Origin of the sequence: Nocardia sp. NPDC005978 (assembly GCF_040614455.1) — a bacterium.
Taxonomy (GTDB): Bacteria; Actinomycetota; Actinomycetes; order Mycobacteriales; family Mycobacteriaceae; genus Nocardia.
The window spans coordinates 18480-44611 of sequence record NZ_JBEXUS010000013.1 but is presented as its reverse complement, the minus strand read 5'-3'; the positions used below and the strand labels follow the sequence as shown (position 1 = coordinate 44611).

The 26132-nt window shown below is 67.4% G+C and carries 28 protein-coding genes; 18 read left to right on the top strand and 10 right to left on the bottom strand.

Going from position 1 to position 26132, the window contains the following annotated elements:
* The first annotated feature begins 1290 nt into the window (after positions 1-1290).
* Entirely contained in the window at positions 1291-2211 is a 921-nt protein-coding gene (locus tag ABZ319_RS08575) for a replication protein RepA (protein ID WP_354985713.1), read from the top strand.
* 81 nt (positions 2212-2292) lie between these two features.
* Here the strand turns inward: ABZ319_RS08575 and ABZ319_RS08570 are convergent, their stop codons facing one another.
* Complete coding sequence (locus ABZ319_RS08570; RefSeq protein ID WP_354985712.1) at positions 2293-3582, bottom strand: GDSL-type esterase/lipase family protein; 1290 nt, start codon at positions 3580-3582, stop codon at positions 2293-2295.
* Positions 3583-3825: 243 nt separating this feature from the next.
* Here ABZ319_RS08570 and ABZ319_RS08565 point away from each other — a divergent pair, with 243 nt between their 5' ends.
* Positions 3826-4383 carry a helix-turn-helix domain-containing protein gene (locus ABZ319_RS08565; protein WP_354985711.1) on the top strand — a complete coding sequence of 186 codons (558 nt, stop codon included), beginning with the start codon at positions 3826-3828 and terminating at the stop codon, positions 4381-4383.
* 3 nt (positions 4384-4386) lie between these two features.
* Here ABZ319_RS08565 and ABZ319_RS08560 read toward each other — a convergent pair whose 3' ends face one another.
* Together ABZ319_RS08560 and ABZ319_RS08555 are read right to left on the bottom strand one after the other, a co-directional pair.
* Positions 4387-5979, bottom strand: coding sequence for a GMC oxidoreductase (locus ABZ319_RS08560; protein WP_354985710.1), 1593 nt, complete (start codon positions 5977-5979; stop codon positions 4387-4389).
* A gap of 306 nt (positions 5980-6285) precedes the next feature.
* Positions 6286-7842, bottom strand: a complete 1557-nt coding sequence (locus ABZ319_RS08555; RefSeq protein ID WP_354985709.1) for an MFS transporter — start codon at positions 7840-7842, stop codon at positions 6286-6288.
* A gap of 130 nt (positions 7843-7972) precedes the next feature.
* Here ABZ319_RS08555 and ABZ319_RS08550 point away from each other — a divergent pair, with 130 nt between their 5' ends.
* The 14 genes from ABZ319_RS08550 (at position 7973) to ABZ319_RS08485 (ending at position 21102) form a co-directional block, all read left to right on the top strand.
* Positions 7973-8587, top strand: coding sequence for a TetR/AcrR family transcriptional regulator (locus ABZ319_RS08550; RefSeq protein WP_354985708.1), 615 nt, complete (start codon positions 7973-7975; stop codon positions 8585-8587).
* A 161-nt stretch (positions 8588-8748) separates the two neighbouring features.
* Positions 8749-9306, top strand: a complete 558-nt coding sequence (locus tag ABZ319_RS08545; protein WP_354985707.1) for a helix-turn-helix domain-containing protein — start codon at positions 8749-8751, stop codon at positions 9304-9306.
* Between the two features lie 197 nt (positions 9307-9503).
* A complete protein-coding gene (locus ABZ319_RS08540; protein ID WP_354985706.1) occupies positions 9504-10793 on the top strand; it encodes a lipase family protein in 1290 nt (429 codons plus the stop codon).
* 377 nt (positions 10794-11170) lie between these two features.
* A complete protein-coding gene (locus tag ABZ319_RS08535) occupies positions 11171-11317 on the top strand; it encodes a DUF1059 domain-containing protein (protein ID WP_354985705.1) in 147 nt (48 codons plus the stop codon).
* A 294-nt stretch (positions 11318-11611) separates the two neighbouring features.
* A complete protein-coding gene (locus ABZ319_RS08530) occupies positions 11612-12505 on the top strand; it encodes an ABC transporter permease (RefSeq protein ID WP_354985704.1) in 894 nt (297 codons plus the stop codon).
* On the top strand, positions 12502-13365 hold the full coding sequence (locus ABZ319_RS08525; RefSeq protein WP_354985787.1) for an ABC transporter permease: 864 nt from the start codon (positions 12502-12504) through the stop codon (positions 13363-13365). The genes ABZ319_RS08530 and ABZ319_RS08525 overlap by 4 nt, the downstream gene beginning before the upstream one ends.
* Positions 13366-13369: 4 nt before the next feature.
* On the top strand, positions 13370-14431 hold the full coding sequence (locus ABZ319_RS08520; protein ID WP_354985703.1) for an MlaD family protein: 1062 nt from the start codon (positions 13370-13372) through the stop codon (positions 14429-14431).
* Positions 14428-15432 (top strand): MlaD family protein, encoded by a 1005-nt coding sequence (locus ABZ319_RS08515; RefSeq protein ID WP_354985702.1) that lies wholly within the window; start codon positions 14428-14430, stop codon positions 15430-15432. Before ABZ319_RS08520 ends, ABZ319_RS08515 begins: the two co-directional genes overlap by 4 nt.
* Positions 15420-16421, top strand: a complete 1002-nt coding sequence (locus ABZ319_RS08510; RefSeq protein WP_354985701.1) for an MlaD family protein — start codon at positions 15420-15422, stop codon at positions 16419-16421. Before ABZ319_RS08515 ends, ABZ319_RS08510 begins: the two co-directional genes overlap by 13 nt.
* Positions 16421-17524 (top strand): MlaD family protein, encoded by a 1104-nt coding sequence (locus tag ABZ319_RS08505; RefSeq protein WP_354985700.1) that lies wholly within the window; start codon positions 16421-16423, stop codon positions 17522-17524. Before ABZ319_RS08510 ends, ABZ319_RS08505 begins: the two co-directional genes overlap by 1 nt.
* Positions 17521-18591 carry an MlaD family protein gene (locus ABZ319_RS08500; RefSeq protein WP_354985699.1) on the top strand — a complete coding sequence of 357 codons (1071 nt, stop codon included), beginning with the start codon at positions 17521-17523 and terminating at the stop codon, positions 18589-18591. Before ABZ319_RS08505 ends, ABZ319_RS08500 begins: the two co-directional genes overlap by 4 nt.
* Positions 18588-19544 (top strand): MlaD family protein, encoded by a 957-nt coding sequence (locus ABZ319_RS08495; protein ID WP_354985698.1) that lies wholly within the window; start codon positions 18588-18590, stop codon positions 19542-19544. Before ABZ319_RS08500 ends, ABZ319_RS08495 begins: the two co-directional genes overlap by 4 nt.
* A gap of 41 nt (positions 19545-19585) precedes the next feature.
* Entirely contained in the window at positions 19586-20257 is a 672-nt protein-coding gene (locus ABZ319_RS08490; RefSeq protein ID WP_354985697.1) for a hypothetical protein, read from the top strand.
* On the top strand, positions 20254-21102 hold the full coding sequence (locus ABZ319_RS08485) for an alpha/beta hydrolase (protein WP_354985696.1): 849 nt from the start codon (positions 20254-20256) through the stop codon (positions 21100-21102). The genes ABZ319_RS08490 and ABZ319_RS08485 overlap by 4 nt, the downstream gene beginning before the upstream one ends.
* A 38-nt stretch (positions 21103-21140) precedes the next feature.
* On the opposite strand, the gene ABZ319_RS08480 is transcribed toward ABZ319_RS08485, so the two are convergent.
* Genes ABZ319_RS08480 through ABZ319_RS08465 form a run of 4 tightly spaced genes read right to left on the bottom strand, consistent with a single transcriptional unit; the run spans position 21141 to position 22818 of the window.
* Positions 21141-21467, bottom strand: coding sequence for a multidrug efflux SMR transporter (locus tag ABZ319_RS08480; RefSeq protein ID WP_354985695.1), 327 nt, complete (start codon positions 21465-21467; stop codon positions 21141-21143).
* On the bottom strand, positions 21467-21814 hold the full coding sequence (locus tag ABZ319_RS08475; RefSeq protein WP_354985694.1) for an SMR family transporter: 348 nt from the start codon (positions 21812-21814) through the stop codon (positions 21467-21469). Before ABZ319_RS08475 ends, ABZ319_RS08480 begins: the two co-directional genes overlap by 1 nt.
* The gene (locus ABZ319_RS08470; protein WP_354985693.1) at positions 21814-22359 is read right to left on the bottom strand and encodes a TetR/AcrR family transcriptional regulator; all 546 of its coding nucleotides are present in this window, start codon (positions 22357-22359) and stop codon (positions 21814-21816) included. The genes ABZ319_RS08475 and ABZ319_RS08470 overlap by 1 nt, the downstream gene beginning before the upstream one ends.
* Positions 22360-22407: 48 nt before the next feature.
* Entirely contained in the window at positions 22408-22818 is a 411-nt protein-coding gene (locus ABZ319_RS08465; RefSeq protein WP_354985692.1) for a nuclear transport factor 2 family protein, read from the bottom strand.
* Positions 22819-22974: 156 nt separating this feature from the next.
* Between ABZ319_RS08465 and ABZ319_RS08460 the strand changes: the two genes are divergently transcribed.
* Positions 22975-23412, top strand: a complete 438-nt coding sequence (locus tag ABZ319_RS08460) for a DUF6069 family protein (protein ID WP_354985691.1) — start codon at positions 22975-22977, stop codon at positions 23410-23412.
* Between the two features lie 86 nt (positions 23413-23498).
* Here ABZ319_RS08460 and ABZ319_RS08455 read toward each other — a convergent pair whose 3' ends face one another.
* From ABZ319_RS08455 to ABZ319_RS08445, 3 genes are all read right to left on the bottom strand, one after another.
* Positions 23499-23915 (bottom strand): nuclear transport factor 2 family protein, encoded by a 417-nt coding sequence (locus tag ABZ319_RS08455; RefSeq protein ID WP_354985690.1) that lies wholly within the window; start codon positions 23913-23915, stop codon positions 23499-23501.
* Between the two features lie 148 nt (positions 23916-24063).
* A complete protein-coding gene (locus tag ABZ319_RS08450; protein ID WP_354985689.1) occupies positions 24064-24441 on the bottom strand; it encodes a VOC family protein in 378 nt (125 codons plus the stop codon).
* A 155-nt stretch (positions 24442-24596) separates the two neighbouring features.
* Complete coding sequence (locus tag ABZ319_RS08445) at positions 24597-25055, bottom strand: MarR family transcriptional regulator (RefSeq protein ID WP_354985688.1); 459 nt, start codon at positions 25053-25055, stop codon at positions 24597-24599.
* An 88-nt stretch (positions 25056-25143) separates the two neighbouring features.
* Here ABZ319_RS08445 and ABZ319_RS08440 point away from each other — a divergent pair, with 88 nt between their 5' ends.
* Entirely contained in the window at positions 25144-26091 is a 948-nt protein-coding gene (locus tag ABZ319_RS08440; RefSeq protein ID WP_354985687.1) for a zinc-binding dehydrogenase, read from the top strand.
* The last annotated feature ends 41 nt before the right edge of the window (positions 26092-26132 follow it).

The window sequence follows — 26132 nt, the reverse complement described above, 5'->3', positions numbered from 1 at the left end:
GCGACGCAACCTGTTCAACGGCCCATACGAGCCGGATTCGCTGGCTGAGCAGGGCAAACATCATGCCCGGACACAGCGGGAGCGAGGAAACCGCAGCGAGAGCTGCTGGGAGTCATTGGAAGTGGCCGTGCGAGGTCTCTGTTCACAGCCGACGCCAGCCTACTACAGGATTTTTCTAACAGGGAAGAACTACATGGGGGCGCCATTTACTGCGTGTCACCTGCGGAAATACGAGGGCCGCGTCCGCAAGTTATGCGTGCGGCGTCCGCAAGTTATGCGCGCCGTCCTGGGAAAACGGCAATGCGGATGTCCGCGTGTTATGCGCGGAAACCCGTGTGCGGCGGCCGAGTTGTCCACAGGACTGTGTATGACGTCCGCGAGATATGCGTGGATAACTCACCCCGGTAAGTGTCCGCCTATTATGCGCGGCATCCCGCGATTCGCCGCGCATAACACGCGGACACGACGTCCGCGAATTTATCCGGCAGCCAGCGACTACGACGACCTCGCCCGTGGAGAATCATCGTTCACCGCACGCATAACACGCGGACGCCGGTTATCCACCGTCCGCAAGCTATGCGTGATTACCCGGTCAGCGTCCGCAAGGTATGCGTGATCGGCCGCGGTGTGTCCGCAAGGTATGCGTGCGGTGTCCGCCGGTTATGCGCGGACGCCGGTGTCCGCGAGTTATGCGTGCCGTGTCCGCCGGATATGCGTGCCCGTCCGCCGTTTATGCGTGGGCGGCAAGGGGTTTCGGTGTCCGCAAGCCATGCGTGACGTCCGAACCGCCCGTCACCGGGGCGATGTCCGCAAGTTATGCGTCTGCGTCGCGGGAAACGCCCTGGTCAGAAGCGGTGCCGACACCTGTCCGCACCACGGTGGCATCGGGGCCCGCGCGCGGCTCATCCGCTGTCCGGACGGCTCGATTCCCCCGATGTCCGCGAGTTATGCGTTGCGGGACGCGAAGAACCGCAGGTCGGAGCCTGATGATACGGCCGGCTTCCCGACGCCGGCTGACGGTCCGACGTCGGGAAGCCCGACGGTCCGACGTGCCGATGTCCGCAGGTTATGCGCCGGGCGCACCGCGACAGGGGGTCTTGACCGGGTGATGTTTCGGTGGCGGTCCGCAAGTTATGCGTGCCCGTCCCGGCGCGATCCCGCGCGCTACCTGCAGGTGTCCGCGAGTTATGCGTGCGATGACGGGGCGAACGATAGGAAAGAGGCGTCCGAAACCGGACACGGGGTCGGTGAGAACTGGAATTTCGCTGTGATCATGCAAAACTAGGGGCCATGCCACGACCCAAACGAACTCCGTTGGACATCGTGCGCGCTGCCGCCGAGGTATGGGATGGCGAACAGGAGGTCGGTTACCTGGCTCGCGTGTTCACCCAGACGTCGCTACCGTATCGGGATCCGGGTGACGTTCCGGCGTGGGGCCGCCGCAACGGTGACCTATCCCTGACGGTGCAGCCGGGCATGACCACCGACGAGAACAACAAACCCGAGTCCATCGGCTACCCCTACGGCACGATGCCACGGCTGATCCTGACCTTCCTCTCCACCGAGGCGGTGCGGACCGGATCGCAGGAAATCGTGTTGGGGGACAGTCTCACCGACTTCATGGGCGCGATGGGCCTGACCGCGACCGGGGGGAAGAACGGTTCCCTCACGCGGATGCGCAACCAATCGCATCGCCTGTTCAACGCCACCTTGACCATCGAGTACAAGGGCGACGCCAACCGCCGGATCGGCGCGAAACTCTACGTCGCCAGTGCGTACAACATCTGGTGCGGCACCGACACCGACGAAGAACAGCCGTCGTTGTTCACCTCGACCGTCCGGCTCAGCGACGAGTTCTTCCGCGAGGTCACCGCCCATCCGGTTCCGCTGGACATGAACGCCATCAAGGCCCTGGGCGGTTCGGCGCTGCGCCTGGACATTTACGCGTGGCTGACCTATCGCATGTTCTCGGTCAAGCGCGAGACGACCGTGCCGTGGGAATCGCTCATGGCGCAGTTCGGATCCGGGGCGGACTCGTCCGATCGCCGTCGCCGCCACCAGTTCCGGCGCGACTTCACCGCCGCGCTCAAACAGGTTCTGGTCGTGTATCCGCAGGCCAACGTCGATACCACCGAACAGGGTGTGGTGTTGCGACCGGGTCTGCCGCACATTCCGGCCTCGCCCGGGTTCCGGGCCCTGGCTCGCGCCTGACCTACTGCTTGCAGTCCGCGCATAATTTGCGGACATCCCCCGCTCAGAGCCGGGTCGAATAGTTGCAGTCCGTGCACCGTTTCAGCATTCGAGTGCCTCGGCGAGCATGGTCAGATCCACCGCGTCGGCCATTGCCCGATAGCCGGCGAGATTGGGATGCAGCCGGTCCGGGCCGCTGAAACCGCGCGCGAGCACCGTCGGATCGACGGGATCACGCAGCGCGGCATCGAAATCGACCACGCCGTCCGCGACCTGCTGGGTGCGGATCCACGCGTTGATGCGCTGCCGGAAGTCTTCACTAGCCGGTGCGATGGCCACGCCGTTGACCAGGGCATCCGCCGCGGGCAGGATCGTGCCGAGCCAGATCTTCACCCCTGCCTGCCGTGCCTCGGCCACCACCTGCCGGAGACCGGAGATCATCTGATCCGCGTTCGCCTGCGGCGGCAGTCCCAGGTCGTTGATGCCCTCGAGAACGAGCACGCCCGCGACCCCGGCCTGCTCGAGCGCGTCCCGGCGGAAGCGCTGTATTCCGCTGGGGCCGAGCATCAGCGGCTGCCCGTCGGTGACCAGCCGATTACTGCCGATACCGGCGTTGGCCACGGACAGGGGGATTCCGGCCGCGTCCAGCCGGCGTTGCAGCACGTCCGGGTAGCGGCCGTCGGTGTCGGCCAGGGCGATCTCGGCGGGCACTCCGACCGGTGAATTGGTGATCATGCCGTCGGTGATCGAGTCGCCGAACGCGACGATGGACCGGGTCGACGCCGGGGCCGAGACCTCGAGCGCGTCGACGTAGAGCCACGAATAGGTCTTCTCGGTGAACCCCGCACCGCTGTCGCCGCCGGTCAGATCGCCACTGCCGGTGGGGGAGTAGTACGAGGTGGCGTTGGCGTTCCAGTGCTTGGTCGGCGGTCCCGCGGTCCCGGCGACGTGGATGCTCACCGCCAGCCGGGTGAAGGCCGCGAAGCTCAGCTCGACCGGATCACTCACGATCTCCGCTCCCGCCGGCACCACCGCCGAGCGACCCGCGCCGAAGGTCACCGGTCGCGGATTCCGCACCGCCGCGCCGATGTCCTGCGTCCCGACGGTGACCGCGCCGAACGTGACCGGAGTCAACCCGAACCGGTTGCTCAACCGGATGCGCAGGGTCGAACCGCCCAGGTGCGGGGTGATCATCATCCGGAAACTCTGATCCGAGACCACGGACGGGACGACGGTGCCGGTGGGGTCCAAGGGCGTGACCGCGTCGGTCACGCTCGCGGTCCAACCGGCCACGAAATGATCCGCGCCGCAGCCCGGTACGGCGGGATCGGCGGTCGCCGACGCGGCCGGGACCACGATCGAGACCGCACCGAGCACCGCGCAGGCGAGCATCGAACCGCGGCGAGGGGACGGTCGGCGGGACCGGGAGCCAGGACGTCTTCGGCCTGTTCGCATGATGAAATTCCTTCTGTAGCCGCGCTGTCGGCGGGCGGACTCGAGACTGGCATTCGTGTGGTGAACGCCCATCCGGGTTGCGCCCGGAGGTCGAAAAGTGGCGTCGAACGGTCGTTCTCGTGCGCCGATCGGCGACGGGTATCGCGATCGGCGGCGCCCGGCTCCGGTAATCTCCAGGTGATGACCACCGCACGCCGAACCAACAAGGGGCCGAGCGCGGCGGCTGGAAACCGGGCGGCGATTCTCGCGGCGGCGCGAACGATCTTCGCCGAGAACGGCTTCGACGCACCGCTGTCGGCGATCGCGCGGACCGCAGGCGTGGGTCAGGGCGTGCTGTACCGGCACTTTCCGAATCGGGAAGCGATCGCGCTCGCGGTATTCGACGACAACATCGCCGAAATAGAGGCGCGCGCCGCCGATCCCGGGCGCTCGCTGGGCGAACTGCTGAACATGATCGTCGAACAGCTCACCGACTCGGCCGCGCTCATCGCGCTCATCGACCCCGAATCCACGTTCGACGCGCGGCTCACCGAACCGGCGACCCGGTTGTTCGTCCTGATCTCGGGCAAGATCGACGACCCCGCGCAGCGCGGCGACGTGCGGACCGAAGCAACGGCCGCCGATGTGATCATGGCGTTGTCGATGCTGGCGGCCCTGCTGACCAAGACCGACCCGTCCTGCCGGGAGCAGGTCTCCCGGCAGGCGTGGAATATCTTGTCGCACGGCCTCTTTCGTTGACGCTCAGATGAGCGAGCCGATATCACGGGCCACGATGTTGTCCAGGGCCCGTTCGGCCAGCGCCGCGATCGTCATCGAGGGATTGCAGGCCGCGGTGGTGCCCGGGATCAGCGCGCCGTCGACCACGTACAGGCCGGGCTGACCCTTGACCCGCCCGTCCAGGTCGCAGACCACGCCCATGTTGGCCCCGCCCAGGGCATGCCAGGTCGAATTGAACGCGAGGTTGGTATCGACCAGCGTGCCCGTGGAAGCCGCGATGCGGTGTGCAGCCGGGCCGATGTGGTTGTTCTGGATGTCGCCGTCGCCGTTCTGTGGCCAGTAGAGCGTGGCGTCGTCCCGCGCGGTGTCGTAGCTGAAGTGACCGCGGTCCGCGCTGACGCCGAAGCCGACCATCATGGTGCTGGCGGCGTCGACGCCCATCGGTGGAATCGACGCCTGGATGATGGTGAACGCGGACTTCGGGTCGTTCCAGTTCTTGCTGCCGTACACCACCGGCCCGCCCTGTGCGGCACCGAAATTCGCCGTCGGGTCGTTCCAGAGATAGATCCGGTCGGCGTTGGTGCCCCAGCCCTGACCCAGGCCGTCGGGCATATCCGTGATCTGGCCCTTGGCGCTCGCGCGCACGAGCAGCCGTGTCGTGTTGAGGCTTCCGGCCGCCATGACCAGGGCCCCGGTGGTGAGGATCTTGTTCTCCACGACCGCGCCGGTGGTGTCCAGGCGTTGCACGTGCACCACCCAGCGTCCGTCGCGCCCGCGCTCGATGTCGGTGACCTCGTGCAGCGTTTCGACCCGGACCCGGCCGGTGGCCTCGGCCTGTTCGATGTAGGTGACATCGACCGAATGCTTGCCGCCGTTGTTCACGCCCATCGCACCGTCGCCGTTGGAGTACGACGGCTTCATCTCCCCGCGCAGCTCGGCGAGCGCGTAGTTCCAGTCGATGGGCATAGGGATCTTGGACAGCGGCATCCCCGCCTGCCGGACGCGATCGGCGAAAATCCGTGCGACCCGGTAGTTGTCGGTCGCGATGAGTTCGTCGGGGGCTTCGGCGAGCCCGAGCATCCGGGCCACGCGCGGGTAATGCACGCGGTTGAGGGTCGCCCAGTCCAGTTCCTGGGGGAACCAGGTGTTGAACAGGTCTTCGGTGGGTTGCAGCGACATGCCCTGGTACACCAGCGAACCGCCGCCCACGCCGGAGGCGCACAGCGCGGTCATATTCGTTCCGGGCACGGCCTCGACCAGACCGGTGTAGGGCTCGAACACCATCGGGGTACCGAAGAGGTTGGGGCTCGATCGGTACCAGAGGATGCGCTTGTCGGGTGCGGACGCCCGCGGGAAGGTCTCGGCGTTCGGTCCGGTGCGCCAGCGCAATCCGCGTTCGAGCACTGTCACCTGCACGCCCGCCTGGGCCAGGCGCAGCGCGGTCACGCCGCCGCCGAAGCCCGAGCCGATCACCACGACGCGGTGGTCCTCGCGGGTGAGTTCGACCCGGTTGACCCGGGCCGCGGCCGGGGCCGGCCGGGTCAGGGCGCCGGTGGCCAGGAGTGCGGCACCGGCGGCGACACCGGTCATCATCGACCGGCGCGAAAGTGCTGTCATCGGGAGAGACCCTTCGGGGGGGAGAGAAGCCAGGGCGTGACGGTCGCCACAAGGCAGCTGTCGAGCGTGGACGATACCGGACAGTGTTGTCCGGATAAAGGGGCGGTTTTCGGCGGTCGTCATCGGCGGTGGTCGGCAGGGTCTCGCCGAGTGCGTCGCGCACGGTCCGAGTTGCCGTCGCGCGGCGCTGTTCTTCTCTAGGTCGTAGTTAGTGTCGTACGTACTGTCGTGTGGGATGTCGTACGTACGACGTTAAGGGACCACAGCCAATCATGGATACTCGAAACCCAGTTCACACAGCATGTTTCAGCGGTCGGCGGTATTCGATTCAACGTTGCTCGCTTCGACGCTGCTGGGAGCGGCGCGGACCCGGCCCGGTGCCCAGAACCCGATTGCGACCGCGCTCACCAGGGTCAGCACGCCCAGGGCGATCGCCGCTTGGCCGACGCCGTGCACGAACGCGGCCGCGGCGGCCTGTGCCAGCGGATCGGCCTGCGGGCCGATCCGGGCGGCCACCTCCAAGGTCGCCGCCAGCGAATCCGAGACCGGGCCGCGGAGCTGTTCGGGGAGTGCGGCCACGGTCGGAGCGATCCGGTCGCTGTAGCCCGCCGCGAGGATGCTGCCCGCCAGCGCGATGCCGACCGCGGCGCCAACCTCGCGGGCGGCGTCGTTGACCGCCGCCGCCACACCGTGATTGCCGGTCGGCACCCCGGACACGATCGCGGCGGTGGCCGGCGCGGTGGCCAGGCCGATGCCGGTGCTGGTGATCAGCAACGGCCACACCAGATCCGCGTACGTGCTGTCGGCGGACAGGGTCGCCACCGAAAGTAAACCGATGCCGAGCGTGAACAGACCCAGCACGGTGGGTACGCGTAGGCCGAATCGCTCGGCCAGGCGGGGCGCGATGGGGGAGAGCAGCATCATCGGCCCGATCATCGGTGCCATCGCCACCGCCGACCACAGTGGCCGGTATCCAAGAATCAGCTGCATGTACTGCACGATGAGCAGGAACAACCCGAATGAGACCAGGAACTGAATCGCGACAGACAGTGCGCCGCTACCGAATCCGCGCCGCAGGAACAGCCGAACATCCAGCAGCGGATGCCGTGTCCGCAATTCGACTATCACGAACACACAGCCCGCGACCACCGAACCGACCAACGCGACCCATGGCACCGGATCGGCCCAACCGCGTGCGGGCACCTCGACCATGGCCAGCACCAGCAGTCCGACCGCGAGACTCGACAGCGCGGAACCCACCAGATCGAAGGGTGGTCGTGCGGGATCTGCGGATTCGGGCAGCGTGCACGACGCGATCGCCAGGACCGCTCCCGCGATACCCATGGCAAGCGGAATCGACTGCCATGACCAGTGTTCCACCAGCAGTCCGGAACCGATGATGCCCACCACCGCCCCGGCCCCGGCCATACCGGCCCAGATACCGACCGCAACTCCTCTCCTGGCTTCGGGAAAGCTCGCGGTCAGCAGAGACAAGGTGGAGGGCATGACCAGGGCCGCGCCGGCCCCGGCGACCGCCCTGGCCGCGATGAGCCAGCCCACCCCGTCTACGAATACCGGCAGCAGCGAGGCCAGAGCGAAAACCGCCAGCCCCGAGACCAATGCCGCCCGTCGGCCATACCGATCGCCGAGTGCCCCGCCCGGCAGCACCAGACACGCCAGTGCGAGCGTGTAGCTGTCCACGATCCAGGTCAGCTGCTGCTGTGTCGCACCGGTCGAGGACGCGATCTGTGGCAGCGCCGTGTACAGCGCCGCCATCGACGCGATGATGAGAACGATTGCCAGACAAGACAGCACGAGTGTCCAGCGCTGCATCGTCGAGAGTCGGGTGGGGCCGGAATTCATCGGCGTCTCCCAAAGGTACCGAAGGTAGCGTTACGCTACTACCAGTAGCACACCTGGGAGGGGTGACGGAAGAATTACCAGTAATGCGACCGGTAATGACGGCGGTAGCGGTGACGAGCTCGAAAAACGCTTGTCGGAAACCGATTTCGCGACCTCGAGCGACACTGATGATCCGAGAAAGGCTCGCTCGCGCGCCCATCTGTTGCGGGCGGCCACCACGCTGTTGCGCAACGGCGGCATCGAAGCGGTGACGATCGAAGCGGTGACCCGGATATCCAAGGTCGCGCGCACCACGCTGTACCGGCATTTCGACAGCGCCGCGCACTTGCGCGCCACCGCCCTGCAGGAGCTGCTCCCGCCTGTGGTTCGGGCACGCGACAGCGGAACCCTGCGCACTCGGCTGATCGACCTGATCACCCGGCAGGCGGCGGTCATCAACGACGCGCCGATCCACCTCACGACCCTCGCCTGGCTCGCCACCGCCGATCACGCCGATTATGGGGCGGCCCCGGCCTTCACCTCGTTGCGCGAGCGGATCATCGAGCAGTACCGCCGTCCGTTCGACCAGGTCTTCGACACCCAGGAGGCACGAGCACTGGTCAAGGACGAGGACCGGATGCTGGCCCTGGCACAGTTGGTCGGTCCCATCGTCTTCCAGCGTTTGGTCGGCCTCGAAGCCGCCACCGAAGCCGACTGTGTCCGGCTTGTGGATGACTTTCTGGCAGCCCGCGCCCCCCGCGAGTAGCGATCTCGAGCTGTGAGCAGTAAGACGCGTGTGGGGGAGCGTCGGCGGGCTTCGCTCGTCGGCATCGATGCAAACGCAGAGTTAACGAATTCGTCCGCGCCGGCGTCCCGGTGAGTGGGACCGATGCTCGGGCCGGAACCGCACCCGATAACGTCAATGGCGTGAGCTCGCCAAGACGTGTCAACAAAGGCCCGGCCGCGGCTGCGGAGAACCGTGCCGCGCTGTTGGAAGCCGCGCGCGGCGCTTTCGCCGCGCACGGGCTGAACGTGCCGTTGAGTCTGATCGCGCGCGAAGCCGGCGTGGGGCAGGGAAGTCTGTACCGGCACTTCCCCAATCGTGAGGCGATCATCCTGGCCGTATTCCGGGAGAATATCGAGCAACTCGAGGCCCTGGCCGCCGATGTGGACTCCACCCTGGATGAGCTCCTGGACCAGATATTTCAGCAAATGACCACGGTCACACCGCTTTTCGACTCGTTGGCGGGCGCTGATCTCAGCGATTCGCGATTGACCGAGGTGATCGGCCGGCTCTACGGGCTGCTGGGGGAGAAGCTCGCCGACGAGACCCGGCGCGGCAGCATTCGTGCCGACGCGACCGCCGAGGAGATCTTCCTCGCGGTGGGCATGCTCGGGGCGCTGCTGAATCGGACGCCCGAGGACCAGCGGGCGACGATCGCCGACAAGTCCTGGCAGCTGCTGCTGCGCTCGCTGCGGCGCTGACCGGTCCGGACCGGACCGCCGCTGACCATAGGCGAAACGTCAGATTTTCATTTTTTCCTCGATCTCGCTCTTGACGCGGCCGGGTGAGGGCGGACACACTACCAACCGGTAACCGGACAAGTACGTCCGGTTGTGGGCGGGGTTACTCGCGGGCTTTCGAGGGGAAAAAGTTGAGAAGAGCACGTACGGTCGCCCCGATGCTGTCGGCGATCGCGGCACTGTCGGTCGCTTTCGCGTCCACGACGGTGCCCGCCCCCGCGGCGCACGCGGCCACCGATTCGTTCTACACCTATCGCGGCGCCACGCCCCTGGGCGATCTCGCACCCGGCACCGTGCTGGCGACCCGGACGCTGAGCTATCACATCGCGTCCATCCCCACCCCGATCACCGCGATCCAGCTGCTGTATCGCACCACCGACGCACAGCTCCGCCCGATCGCTAACGTCGCGTCCGTCCTGCTGCCGCCCGGCGGGGTCGATCCGGCGAAAGCCGTTGCGTACCAGTCGTTCTACGATTCGCTCAGTCCCGAGCACGGTCCCTCGCGCTCGATCGCGGGTGACCTGAGCTTCGGCGGCATGGTGCTCTCGTCCGAGAGCATCCTGATCGCGGACATCCTCTCGCGCGGCTATGCCGCGATCATCGCCGACACCGAAGGGCCGCAGGCTGATTTCGCGGCCGGACCCGAATACGGCATGACCACCTTGGATTCCATTCGCGCCGCGACCCAGGCCCGGGAAACCGGTCTGACCGCGGACACCCGTATCGGGCTCGTCGGGTATTCCGGCGGCGCGATCGCCACCAACTGGGCCGCTGCGCTCGCCCCCGACTACGCCCCCGAGGTCAACGACAAGATCGTCGGTGCGACCCAGGGCGGACTGCTGGTGAATCCGGCGCACAACCTGCGGTATGTCAGTGGCAGTCTGGGCTGGGCGGGTGTGGCCGGTATGGCCATCATCGGCATCGCGCGCTCGTACGACATCGACCTTTCGCCCTATCTGAGCGATCGCGGCCGTCAGGTCGTGGCCGCGCTGCGCGATGCGTCCATCGCCAACGTGCTCTTCCAGTACCCGGGCCTGTCCTGGCAGCAGCTGGTGAAGCCGGAGTACGCGGATCCGAACAGCGTTCAGGCGCTGGTGGATACGGTCGACAAGGTGAACCTCGGCTCGGCGCCGACGCCGACCATTCCGCTGTACATCGCGCAGGGCGCCGGCGGTGACATCGAGGGCACGCCCGGCAGCAATCCCACGGTCGGGCGCGGCGACGGCGTCATGGTCGCGGGCGATGTGCGCAGTCTCGTGCGGCAGTACTGCGCGACCGGCAACAGCGCGGTCGAGTACCACGAGTACGACGGCCTGAGCCACATCCCGACCCTGGCGGTCTGGACCACCGGCGCGATGGCCTGGATCGATGCCCGCTTCGACGGTGTACCGGCGGGGTCGAACTGCGCGAGCGTGGCCCCGGGCAATCCGCTGACCGCTGACCTGTAGCCGGTCCCTTTCATAGCGCCGGTGCCGCAACGGTATTCGACCGTTGCGGCACTCGGCGTGTCCGCCGCAGGGTGTGATGATCCGGCTGTGGGCCTTCACGGTGAAGCGTCACTGTGACGTTCCGTTCGCGAGCGCCCCAGGATTGGGTGTCGCATGGAGTGCCCCGGTCCGGGATGTATCGGCTAATAGATGAAATGAACGCCGTTCACTATTTGAAAGCCGAATGAATTCTCGACCGCGATCGCGGTGAATCTCGTCGAGTCGTCCCGACATTTCTTATGGACATCTGTCTGGACACCGCTATGCTTTGGTGTCGGAGGGTGTGCCCCGCGAACTGCCGCGGTGGACTCGCTCGCATTGCGACGGAAGGGAATCCAATGAAGACACGGCTCAACTGCCCCTGCGGCGAGTACATCCGGGGGGCCGATGAGGAAGACCTCGTGACCAAGACTCGCGCGCACCTGGCCGAGGTGCATCCCACCCACGACTACTCACGCGAGGAAATTCTCTTCATCGCGTACTGAGCCGGTGCCGGCTATCGGCATCTCTCATATTGCTTGGTGTTCAACGGTTTACGAGCAGTAGGCCGTGGCTTCACGGCGGGCGGATCATCGCTTCCACTGTCGGGCGGAAAACTGCGCACTAATCTGGAATGATGTCTGGAATGTGGTCCAGCTCATATGGTAGCGTCACCGCGTAGCCCACGAACGCTGCCCGCGCGGAGTTCGTTTCCTCGTCCACGTGGCGCCCGAGGCGGTCGGTGAAAATCCGATATCGCCGGTCGGGAACCTCGAAGTAGAACAGCGACGTCGGAATCCATGACACAGAGCAATGACGCTAATTCCCGGCTTCGGACGGTGCTCGAATCCGAATACGGCGACGCGATCGAACCACCGCCGAAACCGGCCGCTGTACTCCGGCGCAATTTCGCCGAAACCGTCCTCTCGAGCGTGGCCACCCTCGGGCGTGCACTCCGAATCGGCGCGCACGCTATAGCGATCGGGGCCACCGATGCCGCTCGTGGCCGATTCCAAGTTCGCGAAACCCTCGTGCAGGCCTGGTTCCTGATCCGGGTCACCGCGGTGCCCAGCGTGCTCATGGCCATCCCGTTCGGCGTCATCGTCTCCGCGCAGGTCGGCAATATCGTCACCCAGCTCGGCGCCGACTCCATGATCGGCGCGGCCGGCGGGCTCGGGGTGATCAAACAGGGCGCGCCGATGGCCACGGCCATGCTGCTCGGCGGGGCCGGAGCCGCCGCCATCGCAGCCGATCTGGGCGCGCGTACCGTCCGCGAGGAGATCGACGCCATGCGCGTGATGGGCGTCGATCCCGTGCAGCGACTCGTGGTGCCGCGCATCGCGGCCATGATGCTGGTCGCGCCGCTGCTCAACATCCTCATCGTCTTCGTCGGCATCGCTTCGGGTTTCGCCGTCGCGGTCACCGCGCTCGAGGTGACCCCGGGCAGCTACTGGCAGTCCTTCGGTTCCTTCACCACCCCGATCGACGTGTGGGTGTCGCTCATCAAGGCCACGCTGTTCGGATTCCTGGTGGTGATCATCGCCTGTCAGCGCGGCCTCGAGGCCAAGGGCGGACCGCGGGGGGTCGCCGACGGCGTCAATGCCGCGGTCGTCATGTCGGTCGCGGCGGTCGTGGTGCTCAACACCGCGATCACCCAGGTGGTCACCATGTTCCTGCCCGTCAGGATGGCCTGATGGCCGCGCCGTACCGGCCCGCCGGACTGCGCTGGGCGATCCGCTTCGAGCGCCGCCTGCAACCCATGCGCCCGATCGACGCGCTCGGTTTCGTACTCGGCTTCTGCTGGCAGGTGCTGTCCTCGATCCCGTACACGCTGGTGCACTACCGCCGCCAGACGATCTCGGTCATCACCGATATGACCTGGGGCCGTGGCTCGATCATCGTCGGCGGCGGTGTCGTGCCGCTGATGCTGCTCATGGGTGCGGCGATGGGCGCTTCGATCGGCATCGAGGCGTACAGCGCGCTCAATCTGCTGTCGCTGGGTCAGCTCAGCGGGCTCATTTCCGCGTTCGGCGTCACCCGCGAACTCGCGCCCATCGCGGCGGGTGTCGGATTCGCCGCGCAGGCCGGCTGCCGGATGACCGCCGAGATCGGCTCGATGCGCATCTCGGAGGAGATCGACGCCCTGGAATCGCTCGGCATCCGGTCGGTTCCGTTCGTCGTCACCACCCGCGTCATCGCCGGAATCATCGCGGTGGCACCGGCTTTCGTGGTCGCTCTGATCCTGAGCTACTTCTCCTGCGAGGTGATCGTGACCGTCGTGCACGGCACCCCCTCGGGCACCTACGACCACTACTTCGACCAATTCGTGCTGGCCTGGGACGTGTTCGCCGCGACCGTCAAAGTCATGATCTTCGCGATCGCCGTCGTGCTGATCCATTGCTATCAGGGGTTTTTCGCCACCGGCGGTCCCGAGGGCGTCGGCATCGGGTCCGGGCGCGCCATTCGCGCGAGCCTGGTATCGATCATCGCCCTGGACATGGTCGCCACGATCCTGCTCTGGGGATTTCAGTCCCCCATCACATTCACGGGGTGAGCCCATGCCCGAATACACCCTTCCCGGAACCGAAGTCGGGCCGCGTCGCGCCCGCATCCTGGGCATCTGCGCAGTCGCGATCGCACTGGTCGCGGGCGCGGCCTGGCGGGTGGCCCCGGAGTCCGCGCCGGCCGACGGCATCGATGTCGCGCTGGTCGTCGGCTATGTCGGCGAGGGCATCGGTCCCGGCACCGACGTCCGGCTCGACGGCGTCCGCGTCGGATCGGTCACCACGATCGAGTTCGCCCGCGCGGGCCAGCGCCGAATCGAGTTGAGCCTGCAGCGATCTCAGCTGTTCGGACTCACCACCGGACTCGCGGTCGACTACGTGCCGGGCAATCTGTTCGGCATCAGCGCGCTCGAACTGCATCCCGAGGGCGCCGGCGCGGCCCTGGAGGACGGCTCGACCGTCGACCTCACCGGGGGCAACGCCGATCGCCTGCGCGACGCGACCCTGGCGGCGCTGCTGAACTCCACGGGCGATCTCACCCAGCAGGTGCTGACCCCGCAGCTGACCGAACTGCTGCACAAATTCTCCCGGGATCTGGGCGCTTTCACCCCGCTGTTGCAGGCCATCGGCACCACCGCGCGCTCCTACGTCGAGACCGCCCAGCGGCCGTCCGCGGAGCTGTTCGACCGGTACGGCGCGGCCCTGGCCGGGGTGCCGCCCATGGTCACCGGCGGACTGACCGTGCTGCACGCCAGCTACGCCAACGGCTATCTCAGCGAGGAGGAGCACATCGCCAAATTCGCGTACATGTGGCCGAGCGTCCAGAACGAGCTGCTGCCCGCGGTGACGGCCCTGTTCGGCACGGCGCGACCGTATTTCGGCGGACTGCTGCCCGTGCTGACGATGGTGCTGGACAGAATCAGCGCCGCGGTTCCGGATCCGCAGGGAGCCGGGGCGCAGTCGAGTGAACTGCTCGATCGGCTCGCCCGCGGCTTCCGTCCCGGCCCCGACGGACCGGTGCTGGACGTGCGGATCGATCTCGATCTCGTGCCCGGTCTGGCCGCGCCGCTGGCCGCTGCGACGGGCCTGCCGAACCCGAACGAGGGGCAGCCATGAGCACCCGTGCACTGTTCGTTCGCGTCCTGCTCGCGGTGGCGGCGATGGTCCTGGTTCTGACGGGCGTGTTCACGCTGATCACCCGCCCGGTCGACGGCGAAACCGACACGCACACGGCCATGTTCGCCGACGCGAACGGACTGCGGCCCGGTGACGACGTGCGCCTGTACGGGGTGCAGGTCGGCAAGGTGGTCGCCGTCGAGTTGGCGGGCACCCTGGCCCGGGTGCGGTTCACCGTCGTCGCGGACCGCCCGCTGTTCACCAACACCAAGGTCGCGGTCCGCTATCAGAACCTCACCGGCTTCCGGTACCTCGAGATCGACCAGCCCGATCAACCCGGCGAACGCCGCAGCGCGGCAACCACATTCGGCGTCGATCAAACGATCTCGGCCTTCGACATCACCACGCTGTTCAACGGCTTGCAGCCGGTGCTGCGCGAGCTGTCACCGGCGGACCTGAACCAGTTCACCACCAGCCTGCTCGCGGTCGTCGAAGGCAACGGCACCGGACTGGGTCCGGCGCTGGGGGCGATCGACAAACTGAGCCGGTACGCCTCGGACCGGCAAACCGTCCTGAGTACGTTGGTGGCCAACCTGTCCCGGGTCTCCGAGCACATCGGCGGGGACTCCGGCAACGCGGTCCGGCTCCTGGGCAGCCTCACCGACCTGTTCGTCGTCATCGCCGAGAAACTGCCCGGGCTGGTGGACTTCTCGAACCAGATTCCCCCGGTGCTGCAGCCGCTGCGCAGCATGCTGACCGTGCTCGGACTCACCGGCGCCCGCGACCGGGACCTGGACGCACTGCTCAAACAGGCGTTCCCGGACCCGTACGACGCGGTCGCGGTTTTCGATCGGATGCCCGGGCTGATCCAGTCGGTCACCGCGGCGCTGCCCCGGACCGGCCCGGATGCGCAACCCGGCTGCTCGCGCGGCAGCGCACAGGCTCCCGAGCCGCTCCGAATCCTGATCGCCGGCCAGAGGATCACGCTGTGCAACTCCTGAAATCTCGTGTCCGTCGAGGCGAACCGCGAAACACCGACCTGCGCTGGGGGATCGGCGGCCTGTGCGCGGTCGTGCTGCTGGTGACCGGCATCGGCGTCGTCTATCTCACCGGCACCACCCCCGAGACCACCTACCGCGCCGAACTCACCCAGGCCGGGACCATCCGCCCGGGCGATGACGTGCGCATCGCGGGCATCCCGGTCGGGAAGGTGAAATCGCTGACCCTGCTCGCGGATCGGGTCGCTATGGAATTCACCGCGCGGCGCGAGGCGTTTATCGGCGACCAGAGCGTTCTGGATATCCGCATGCTCACCGTGGTGGGCGGCTACTACCTCGCCGTCGAACCGGCGGGCGCCAAATCTCTGGGCAACGGTGTCATCCCGCGCGAGCGCGTCGGCATCCCCTACAACCTCACCGCGGCGTTCCAGGACGCGGTGCGCCCGGTACGCGAGGTCGACGGCACTGTTCTGCGGCAGAACCTGGCCCAGCTCTCGACCTCGCTGGACAAGAGCCCGGAATCGGTGCGGTCCGCGGTGCAGGCCGCCCAGGATCTGGTCGGTCTCCTCGACCGGCAGAACAGCGACATCTCCCGCACCCTGAACTTCGCCGACGAGTACCTCACCGCCATGCGCGAGAACTCCGATGTCCTCGCGCGCCTGGTGACCACGCTGGGCACGATGGTGAACATCATCCAGAACAACAAGACCCAGGTCGCGAACGCGCTCAACGACCTGGCGGCGGTGCTGCAGGATCTGGCGCCGCTGGGCACCGCCTGGGATCGCGGACTGAAGGAACGCGCGCAGCCGCTCGCCGACGCGATACCACCGCTCGAGCAGCTCGCCACTCGGCTGGGTGAGCTGATCGTGTCCCTGAAAGCCATGGGCGACAAGCTCTTACCGTTGCTGCCGCCCGAAGGCGGCATCTCGGTCGATCAATCCGCGGCGACCGTGGCGGGCATCTGCGTCCCGGTGCCGGGAGGTGTGTGTTGATGCTGAACAGGATCCTGGGCTCGCGCGCGTTGATGTCCGCCACGGTCGCACTCGTGGTGATCGCCGCGGGCGCCATCGCCCTGACCGCGGGCAACGAATCCCCGCCCACCCGTGCCTACTGCGCCGATATGCCCGACAGCATCGGGCTGTACGAAGGCAGCGCGGTCACCGTGCTGGGGGTGCGCGTCGGCGAGGTCACCGGCATCGACCTCGCCGGGACCGTGGCACGGGTGCGGTTCACCGTCCGCGCCGATCGCACCCTGCCGCTGGACGTCGGCGCGGTCACCGTCAGCGACACCCTGCTCGCGGACCGCACCCTCACCCTGGTCGGGGACGAACCGGCGGGCGCGGGCTGGAACCCGGGGGAGTGCATCACCAAAACACTGACCCCCAAAAGCCTTTCGGAGACCTTCGACGCGCTGGCGCATCTCGCCGATCAGCTCGAAGGCGCCGGTGACCCCGCCGAGCAGGCCGCGCTGGGTGCGGGACTGACCGCGCTCGACCGGGCCACCAGCGGCACCGGCGACCAACTCAACGCGATCATCAACCAATTGGGAACGGCGCTGGCCGCACCCGACGCAGCCATCGGCCACATCGGCGCACTCCTGGACGCGCTGGGCGAGCTCACCCGGCGGGCGCGCGCGGGCTGGTCGCAGGTGCGCGAAACGATCACCGGGCTCCCGCAGGCATTCAACGACATCAACCTCATCGCCTTCCCGCCGATCATCGATCTGGTCGACGGACTGAGCAAGACGCTGCCCCAGATCAACGACGTGATCGTCATGTTCGCCTCGCCCGCACTGCGCGCACTGGATTCGGTGGAGAACCTGGCCGGCCTCATCGCGTCGGGCGTCGGTTCGCTGCGCGAACTCATCGCCATGGTCCCGGCGATCGCGGGCGGCTTCGGCTCGGCGAAGGACCCGGCGACCGGGCAGACGCGCATCGGCTACGCCGGGCCGAGCATCGCTCTCGCACAGCAGGATACGGTCGCGGTCTGTGCCGGGGTGCAGGCGATCACCGGGCAGCAGTGCCGGACGAATCCGAACGGAGCCATCACCGTGCCCCTGCTTCCCGCCCTGCTGAGCGCGGTGAGCGCGCGATGAACCGGCGTATCGGCCGCCGGCTCGGTGCGGTGCTGGCCCTGCTGCTGACGCTGACCGCCTGCGGGTGGAAGCCGTCGGAGATCACCGTTCCCGGCTCCGGCGTCGACGGCCCGACCTACCCGCTGCGCATCGAATTCGCCGACGTGCTCAACCTGCCCCCTGGCGCGAAGGTGTTCGCCGACGGCGTGCGCGTCGGCGAACTCACCGCGCTGGATCTCATCGACCCCGATCCCGCCGCCGCCACGATCGCGGGCCGGCGCGGATACGTGGTCGCGGAGGTCGCCGTGCGCACCTCGGTGCGCCTGCCCGCGGAGACCACGGCCGCACTGCGGCAGGAGACACCGCTGGGCGATGTGCACATCGCCTTGAGCGTGCCCGCCACCGCCGCGGGTTCGGTGCTCGAACCCGGGGCCACGATTCCGCTCGCGCAGACCATCGCCGCGTTGCCGATCGAGGACATCTTCGCCGGACTGTCCGCCTTCGTGGGCAGCGGCGCGGTGACCGACATCCAGACCATCGTCACCACGATGAACGGCGTCATGCCCGAGAACCCCGCCGACACAGCGCGATTGGCCGGACTGCTCGGGGCGGACCTGACGGACATGGGGGAGAACCTGAACTCGGTCGACACCCTGCTGAACGGGCTCGCCGCCACCGGTGACCAGGGGCTGGTGCAGAACCTGCCGATGTTCGACGTGCTGCTGACCCCTTACGGCGTGCAGCACACCGTGGACACCATCAACGCCGAGATCGGAGTCATCTTCGTGCTGACCGCGCTCGGCCCGGTCGCACCCAGTCTGACCTGGCTCGCACCCGTCGTGCAATCGCTGGACGGCACCGCCCGGGCGGTCGTGCCCATGCTCTTCGGCGCGCACCCCCTGGACACCGATTCGCCCTCGACGATGAAGAAACTCGTCGACCTGATCCAGAACAAGATCATCCCCTTCGCCGAACAGGGACCGAAGGTGAACCTGAAGGGGGTGAGCGGTGTGCCCGGCACGGGCTCGCCCGAGGAACAGACCGGCCGGATCCTGGACACCCTGCGCATGATCGGAGCGGTGCGATGAATGTTCGCGCGGTCGTGTCACTCTCGGCCATCGTCGCGGTGCTGGTCGCCGGGGTGGCGTACATGGCGTTCGGGGTGCTGCACGTCGACCCGCGGCGCGGCTACGTCGATGCCGAACTGCTGCTCGACGATTCGGGCGGACTCGGGCCCAACGCGCCGATCCTGCTGGCCGGGGTGCAGGTGGGGCGCACCGAATCCGTCAGCAAGGACGCAGCGGGTGTGCTGGTCCGGCTGCGGATCGAGGACCGCTACCGGATTCCGCTGTCCAGCGCCGTACGGATCGAACAGCTCTCCGCACTCGGCGAACCCTACGTGCAGTTCTCGCCCGCGACTGCCAATGCCCCGTATCTCGAAGACGGGCAACGGATTCCGGCTGATCGGGTACGCATGCCCATGACGATCACCGCGCTCTCGGCGAAACTCGTGCGGTTGCTCGCGCAGTTCGATCCCACGGTCATCTCGAACCTGGTCGGCACCTTCGACCGGGCCTTCACCGGCACCGATCCCGCCGTGCAGACCCTGCAGCGCTCGACCTCGCTGCTGGCCGCGACCCTGCTCAGCCGGACCGGGCCGGTGCGGCAGCTCTTCGACGACATCCAGACCCTCGGCGGGGACATCGATTGGCTCGGGCCTTCGCTCGCCACCGCGGGACCCGAGTTCGGCGCGTTCGGCACCACGCTGAACAAGATCGTGGAGTCGGGTTCGGCGCTGGCCGAGAGCCGGCCGGTCTCGGCGTATTTCACCGGGGACGGGCTGGTTCCCTTCCTGCGGGAGGTGACCGAGCTGATCGCCCGCATCGGGCCAGATGCCGCTCAGCTTGGGCCGATGCTGCAGCCGGTGGTCGCCGACGCGGTTGGTCGCGTACCGGCACTGGACATCGGCGCGCTGCTGGGGCAGGCGCTGCAGAGCGTCGACGCCGACGGCACGCTGCACTTCCGGCTCGGGGTCAAGTAATCCATGGGGCCACAGCACATTTCGGTGAGAGGACCACAGCGATGACAACACGGACAGACGCCGACACCGGGACCGCTCCGGAGTCCGGGGCGGCCGAGACAGGTGCGGCTGCGACGGAGACCGGCACGGCGCCCGCGGTTTTGGCGAAGACCCCCAAGTCGCCGCCCGCGCCCGCGCCCGCCAATGGTCAGCGCTCGATTTCGATCTCCCTGTCGACCCTGCGGAACGCGGTCGCACTGGTGCTGCCGCTGGTGGTGATCATCGTCCTGGGGATGCTCTACAACTCCGCGAGATCCGAACTGGCCGATCGTGATTCCCGGGCGGCCGACGAGCGGCACGCCGAGCAGGTCGCCACCGACTACGCGGTCGGGGCATCCACCATCGACTACCACGACACCAAAGCGTGGCTGACCCGCCTGAAAGCGGGCACCACCCCGCAACTGTCCGCGAAGTTCGACGCCACCGCCCCGCAACTCGAGCAGATCCTGCTCCCGCTGCAGTGGACCTCCAAGGCCACCCCGCTCTCGGCCTCGATCCTCTCCGAAGCGGGCGGCATCTACAAGATCAATGCCTACCTCGAGGTCACCTCGACCAGCGCCCAGACCCCCGACGGCGCAACCACCACCGTGACCTACTCCCTGACCATCGATCGCAACGCCGACTGGAAGATCACCGAGGTGGGCGGCCTGCAGAACGCGTTTACCGCGAAATGACCACCGCGACACCGACCCTGCTGGTCCCGGTGGGCGACTCGAACTTCGAGGTACACCGCGCGGGACCGGTTTCCGCCGCGCAGCGCACGACGGCCCTGCTCCTGCACGGGTTCCCGCAGAGCGCCGCCTCCTGGCACGCGGTCGCCCAGCACCTGAGCGCGTTCGGGATCACCAGCTACGCCCCGAACCAGCGCGGCTACTCCGCCGGCGCCCGCCACCATCCGGTCGAGGCCTACCGCCTGAGCGAACTGGTGGCCGACGTCGTCGGCCTGTGCGATGCCCTCGCGCTCGACACCGTCCACCTCGTCGGCCACGACTGGGGCGCGATCGTCGCCTGGGCTACCGCCGCCCACCACCCCGACCGCGTGACATCCCTGACCGCGGTCTCGGTGCCCCACCCCGCGGCCTTCGCCCGGGCGATCGGCACCGACCCCGAACAACAGGAGATGTCGGCGTATCTGGGCCTCCTGGAGCAGGACGGCACCGCCGACCTGCTGCTGACGAACGACGCCGCAGCCCTCCGCCTGGGTTACGGCGACGCACTCACCCGCGAAACCGCCGACGCCCACATCCGCCTGCTCTCCGAGCCCGGCGCGATGAGCGCCGCCCTGAACTGGTACCGCGCCCGGGGCACCAGCTGGCACGAGGTACCCCCGGTGACGGTGCCCACGACCTTCGTCTGGGGCGCCGACGACATGGCGGTCTCCCGTTCGGCGGCCTACGGCTGCGCCGAACACGTCACCGCGCCTTATGAATTCGTGGAGCTGGCAGCAACAGGTCACTGGGTCCCGGAACAGGAGCCCGCCCGGCTCAGCACGGCGATCATCCACCGCATCGTGGGCTGAACCGAGGTCGAACGTGCACCGCGCCCGCGTCATTCGCGCTAGTGCGTGGTGCTCAGTTCGATCAGGAGCACGCCTGCCACGATCAGGGCGATGCCGGCGATCATGACCTTGGTGAGCGGTTCGGCGAACAGGACCCGGGACGCCAGCGCGGTGAGTGCGACGCCGGCCGCTGCCCAAATGCCGTAGGCGACACCGATTCCCATGCCCTGGGCCAGCGCCTGGGTGAGGAAGGTGAACGCGGCGACATAGCCCGCGGCGACGACGCCGTACCAGTACTTGTTCGCGTCCTCCTGGGAAGCCATCCGCAGGGACAGCGTCGCCGAGACCTCCGCGAAAATCGCCGACGCCAGGAACAACCAGCCCATCAGTGCGTGCCTTCCTGCTCGGCGGTGGCGGGGTGCGAGCCCAGTTCGACACACAGGACCCCGGCGATGACCAGGGCGATGCCCGCGACCATCGCGGCGGTGAGGGGGTCGCCGAACAGGACGGCGGCCAGCACCGCGGTCAACGCGACCCCGCTGGCGCCCCAGATGCCGTAGGCGACACCGAGGGCCATGCCGGCCCGCAGGAGCAGGCTCAGCGCTATGAAGGCGCCGATGTATCCGGTGGCGACCAGGATGTACCAGCCCGGGTGATCGAGGGCGGCCCGCAGGGACAGGGTCGCGGCGACCTCGAGTCCGATCGCGGCCACCAGGAGTAGCCATTTCCGCATCAGGGATTCGTGCCTTTCAAGAGATCTCTGACGACCGCGAGCAGCGCCGCGCGGTCGTGTTCGGGAACGGGAAAGACGCCGGTCGCGGCGGCGGTCCAGTACCCGTCGGCCAGCAGCCGCGCCGCGGTGAGCCGGGCGCGCTGTGCCGCGGAGAGTTCGGGCGGGAGGGCGAGCCAGGGCTCGAATCGCGCGACCCAGGTCGTGGTGAGCGCGGGGTGGTAGACCGCGTCCGCGCAGATCGCGAAATCGGCGCGATCGAACGATCCGGTCAACGCGACCTCGACATAGCTCGCGATCCGCTGCGTTGCGCTCGCCTCCTGTGGCTCGCAGCCCAGATGGTCGATCAGCTTGCGTTCCCAGCGGGCGGCGACATGGTCGACGACGCCGAGCATCAGGGCTTCCTTGGTCGGGAAGTGGTACATCAGACCGGGTTTGGTGAGGCCGACCTGTTTGGCGGCGGCATCGAGGGTGAGGCTGCCGCCGTTCTCCACACGAAGGAGCTCGAGGGCTCCGTCGAGGATCTTGGCTCGCGCATTGGTAACCACGAAATCTACTTTACCATCCGGAAGGTAAAGTAGACGGGCACGGACCGATCAGTCGGCGAGCGCGGCCAGCACGGCCGCGGTGTCGAGGTAGTACGGGCGGAACTCGGTGATCAGGCCGTCCCGGAAGCTGATCCATTGCAGCAGAGACGTATTCAGCGTTCGGCCCGTGCGTCGCGCGCGCAGCCGTCCGCGGGTGTGGACCACGACCCGATCGTCGGCGCTCAAGAACTGCTGCTCGTCGAACCACAGTCCGTCCCAGCTCTCGCCCATGGCGGCGATGAACCGCCGAAAGCCCTCGTGGCCGTGCCACTCGCCGCCGTAGGGAAGGCTGGGCGCCTGGTGCATGACGATGTCCGGGGCCAGGTGCGCGGCCATCCGCTCGAATTCGGCACCCTCGGTGAGGTATTCGGCCTCGGCCAGATAGAAGGCGTGCAGGGTGGTCATCGGATCGGCTGTCATTCCCCCGATCCTCACGGCCGCCGGTCGCACGTGCTGGCGGAAATGCGACGTCGCGGTTTCGAGGGCGGTGAGAAAAGGGGTTGACCTGAACAATTATTGAGGTTTCACTATGGGAGGCACACGAGAACCGCACCGCTTCTTCCATCGGAGGTCATCATGACAACCGCAGCCACCAACTCCGTTCGCAAAGTGTCCATCCCCGCCCTGAGCCGCCCGGTCGCCGTGCTGAGCGCCATTGCCGGGGCCGTTGTGGCGAACATGATCGTCTGGTTGCTCGGCATGGCCGCGGGTGGATCATTCGAGACGACCACCGACGGAAAGGTCCAAAGTGTCGCGCCCGGCGGAATTCTCATGCTGACCGTCGTCCCGCTACTGATCGGCCTCACCGCTGCGGCGCTGCTGTCGTACAAGTGGCCGGGGATCCTGCGCGTGGCGGCGGTGATCGGCTCGGTCCTGGCGGTCGGCACCATCGCCCTGACCGTGGCCGCCGATTTCGACACCGCCTCGACCGTTGCCCTGGCGGTCACCCACCTGACCCTGGTGCCGGCGCTGGTGTTCGCCACCGAAGCGATGCGGCGCAAGCTGATTCGGTAATCGGCCTTCGGCAGGGCCCGCATCCCTCGGGATGCGGGCCCTGCGGTGTCTCTGCCCCGCGCGGCATGGTGCGCCACCGGTTGGAATCAGCTGTGCGACATGGCCCGCCGGACTACGGGCAGCTGGCGAACGAGTTTGGGGAGCAGCGCGATCGCCAGCAGCGTCAGTCCGAGCCAAGGGCGAATATGTGGCGTCAGGCGTTGTATTCGGCCGTGGGTATCCAGTTCGATCAGCATCGCGTCCCCGATTCGTACGCCCAGGACACGCGCTTCGGCGATCGCGACGGCAGTTCGGTCACCCCTGACCACGTGGCGCCAGGTAAAGCCGGTCAGCTCGGGAAGCAGAATCGAGAACAGCACGCGCAGATCATGGTGGCCACGAAAGACGGCGCGACCGGCCAGTGGCGACACCAGCTCCGCGTTGGTCGCGAGAGTCTCCAGCACGGCATCGATGTCGCCGGCTTCGGTTGCCGCGCAGAACCGTGCGATCACGTCGTCATCCACCGGAACTCCCTCGTCGGCGCTTCTACTACACAGTGTAGTTCACGTGTGTGGGGTGTGTGGGGTCGAACCGGGCTTCCCGTAAGCGATTTCCGTTGCGGGTGATCGAAACACGACGAATGCGTGCGGGTTCAGATCGAGTTGCGCGGAATCATCCCTTGGCGCGAGGCGGGAGGGTCAGGCAGAAAGGGTGGCCCGCGGGGTCGACGAGTACCCGCCAGCGATCGGGGGCCGGCTGGAAATCCGGCTTGCTCGCCCCGATCTCGATCGCTGCGTGTTCGGAGGCATCGAGATCGGACACGAACAGATCGAGGTGCATTTGCTTGGGCACCTCACCGCTCGGCCAGTCCGGCCGCCGATGTCCGGCCACCCGCTCGACCGTCAACATCATGTGCTCGCCCTGAAGCACGATCAAGTCGTCGGATTCGTAGTACAGGTCGAAACCCAGCAGCGCGCGGTAGAACGCGGCGAGTCCCTGCGGGTCGTCGCTGTCGAGCGCGATCGCTCCGAATCTGGCAATTGCGGTCATGGCTACCCCGAGGCTCCCGGCCTCCGCCTGGTGCCGGGCCGCTCCACGTCCATGGTTACCACAGGCGGCCGAGTCGACGTTTATGACCATGCGCTACAGGGCTTTCCCGTAACCGGGTGCAACACCCCGGTGGGCATGGCGTCTCTGTGAGCTGTCTACGACCCGCCGTGACTGCCGGGGGTCTGCTCGATGAGCGTCGCGGTGGCGCGGTCGAGGAATTCGCAGAACCGCTTGTGCTCCACGGGAGTGAATCGGTCGGTGAGCGCGCGTTCGAGCACGATGACTTCGTCGTAGGCCTGGTCGAGCAGCGCGCGGCCATCCGGGGTCAGTGCGGCCATCAGGACCTTCGCGTGCACGGGTGACGGCGTGCGGTCGAGGAGGTTCTTGTTCTGCATGCCGGTCAGCACGGTGGCCATGCTCTGCTGGGTGACGCCGCAGGCGCGAGCCAGCTGGGCGCCGGACATGGATTCTTCCCGGGACAAGGTCAGCAGCACCGAGTACTGGGTCATGGTCAGTCCGTAACGGCGCAGCACGGCCTCGTGGTGGCCCATCAGCGCCTGTTCGGCGCGGCGGATACGCGTACAGACGTATTCCTCGATCGGCACGTCGACCATGTCACAACTCCCTGAGTTGACTCAACTACCTGATACTGCTTGAGTTCTGCGTATCAGGATACTGAGTCAACACAGAAAGCTGTATGTGATGAGAGCCGTAGTGCTTGGCGTCGATGACACGTTCACCATCTCCGAGATCCCCGAGCCGGTGGCAGGACCGGGTGAGGTCGCGATCCGCGTCGCCTTCGCGGGTGTGCAGTACGGCGATGTGCTGGTGCGCAACGCGCACTTTCCGATTCCGCGCCCGTTCGTTCCGGGTTTCGAGGCCGCCGGTGTGATCGTCGCGGTGGGCGAGGGAGTGGACCGGGCACGTATCGGTGAGCAGGTTGTCGCTCTGGTGGGCGGCGGCGCCTACGCCGAGGTCGTGACCGCGCCGGCCGCATTGGCGATCAATGCCACCGGGGTCGACCCGCGCACGGCGGCGGGGTTCGGATGGGCGACGCCAACCGCCTACGACCTGATCAACAGCGTCGGCAGGGTCCGTCGCGGCGACAGCGTGCTGATCCACGCCGCAGCCGGTGGCGTCGGTTCGCTGGCCGGGCAGTTCGCCGCCGCCGCGGGTGCGGAGCGGATCGTCGGGGTGGTCGGCAATCCCGGCCGGGTGAGGTACGCACGCGGGTTCGGCTACCACGAAGTGCTGACCCGTGATCGATTCCCGGATGCGTTGGGTGAGGAGCTCTTCGATGTTGTTCTGGACCCGATCGGCGGGGCCACGCGTCTAGAGAGCCTGGCACGATTGGCGCCGCACGGTCGAATCCTGGTTTACGGCAACATCGCCACCTTCGACCCCGTGACGGTGTCGGCCAACGACCTGCTCATGAATGGTCAGTCGCTGCTGACATACAACAGCGATCTGGCCGCACGGACTCACCCGTATCGGTTGGCCGAGAGTGCTGCTCGCGCGATGGCGGCCGTCACGGATGGTTCGGTGCGTATCGACGTGACCGCCGAATACGCCTTGGCGGACGTCGAGACCGCGATCGCGAGCCTGGCCGACGGCGCGACCCATGGAAAGAGCATCGTTCGCATCGGATGAAGGGTCCTCGGACGCACCGCTCCGCCCGGCCGGGCCGGCGC

Excerpts from the sequence above, each read along its gene's own strand:
- ABZ319_RS08575 (WP_354985713.1), top strand. The coding sequence starts at position 1,291 with ATGCCACGACCCAAACGAACTCCGTTGGACATCGTGCGCGCTGCCGCC.
- ABZ319_RS08530 (WP_354985704.1), top strand. The coding sequence starts at position 11,612 with ATGACACAGAGCAATGACGCTAATTCCCGGCTTCGGACGGTGCTCGAA.
- ABZ319_RS08560 (WP_354985710.1), bottom strand. The coding sequence starts at position 5,979 with ATGACAGCACTTTCGCGCCGGTCGATGATGACCGGTGTCGCCGCCGGT.
- ABZ319_RS08540 (WP_354985706.1), top strand. The coding sequence starts at position 9,504 with ATGCTGTCGGCGATCGCGGCACTGTCGGTCGCTTTCGCGTCCACGACG.
- ABZ319_RS08570 (WP_354985712.1), bottom strand. The coding sequence starts at position 3,582 with ATGCTCGCCTGCGCGGTGCTCGGTGCGGTCTCGATCGTGGTCCCGGCC.
- ABZ319_RS08565 (WP_354985711.1), top strand. The coding sequence starts at position 3,826 with ATGACCACCGCACGCCGAACCAACAAGGGGCCGAGCGCGGCGGCTGGA.
- ABZ319_RS08505 (WP_354985700.1), top strand. The coding sequence starts at position 16,421 with ATGCTGAACAGGATCCTGGGCTCGCGCGCGTTGATGTCCGCCACGGTC.
- ABZ319_RS08440 (WP_354985687.1), top strand. The coding sequence starts at position 25,144 with ATGAGAGCCGTAGTGCTTGGCGTCGATGACACGTTCACCATCTCCGAG.
- ABZ319_RS08460 (WP_354985691.1), top strand. The coding sequence starts at position 22,975 with ATGACAACCGCAGCCACCAACTCCGTTCGCAAAGTGTCCATCCCCGCC.
- ABZ319_RS08465 (WP_354985692.1), bottom strand. The coding sequence starts at position 22,818 with ATGACAGCCGATCCGATGACCACCCTGCACGCCTTCTATCTGGCCGAG.
- ABZ319_RS08490 (WP_354985697.1), top strand. The coding sequence starts at position 19,586 with ATGACAACACGGACAGACGCCGACACCGGGACCGCTCCGGAGTCCGGG.
- ABZ319_RS08500 (WP_354985699.1), top strand. The coding sequence starts at position 17,521 with ATGAACCGGCGTATCGGCCGCCGGCTCGGTGCGGTGCTGGCCCTGCTG.
- ABZ319_RS08495 (WP_354985698.1), top strand. The coding sequence starts at position 18,588 with ATGAATGTTCGCGCGGTCGTGTCACTCTCGGCCATCGTCGCGGTGCTG.
- ABZ319_RS08535 (WP_354985705.1), top strand. The coding sequence starts at position 11,171 with ATGAAGACACGGCTCAACTGCCCCTGCGGCGAGTACATCCGGGGGGCC.
- ABZ319_RS08520 (WP_354985703.1), top strand. The coding sequence starts at position 13,370 with ATGCCCGAATACACCCTTCCCGGAACCGAAGTCGGGCCGCGTCGCGCC.
- ABZ319_RS08480 (WP_354985695.1), bottom strand. The coding sequence starts at position 21,467 with ATGGGCTGGTTGTTCCTGGCGTCGGCGATTTTCGCGGAGGTCTCGGCG.
- ABZ319_RS08555 (WP_354985709.1), bottom strand. The coding sequence starts at position 7,842 with ATGAATTCCGGCCCCACCCGACTCTCGACGATGCAGCGCTGGACACTC.
- ABZ319_RS08475 (WP_354985694.1), bottom strand. The coding sequence starts at position 21,814 with ATGCGGAAATGGCTACTCCTGGTGGCCGCGATCGGACTCGAGGTCGCC.
- ABZ319_RS08485 (WP_354985696.1), top strand. The coding sequence starts at position 20,254 with ATGACCACCGCGACACCGACCCTGCTGGTCCCGGTGGGCGACTCGAAC.
- ABZ319_RS08515 (WP_354985702.1), top strand. The coding sequence starts at position 14,428 with ATGAGCACCCGTGCACTGTTCGTTCGCGTCCTGCTCGCGGTGGCGGCG.
- ABZ319_RS08450 (WP_354985689.1), bottom strand. The coding sequence starts at position 24,441 with ATGACCGCAATTGCCAGATTCGGAGCGATCGCGCTCGACAGCGACGAC.
- ABZ319_RS08445 (WP_354985688.1), bottom strand. The coding sequence starts at position 25,055 with ATGGTCGACGTGCCGATCGAGGAATACGTCTGTACGCGTATCCGCCGC.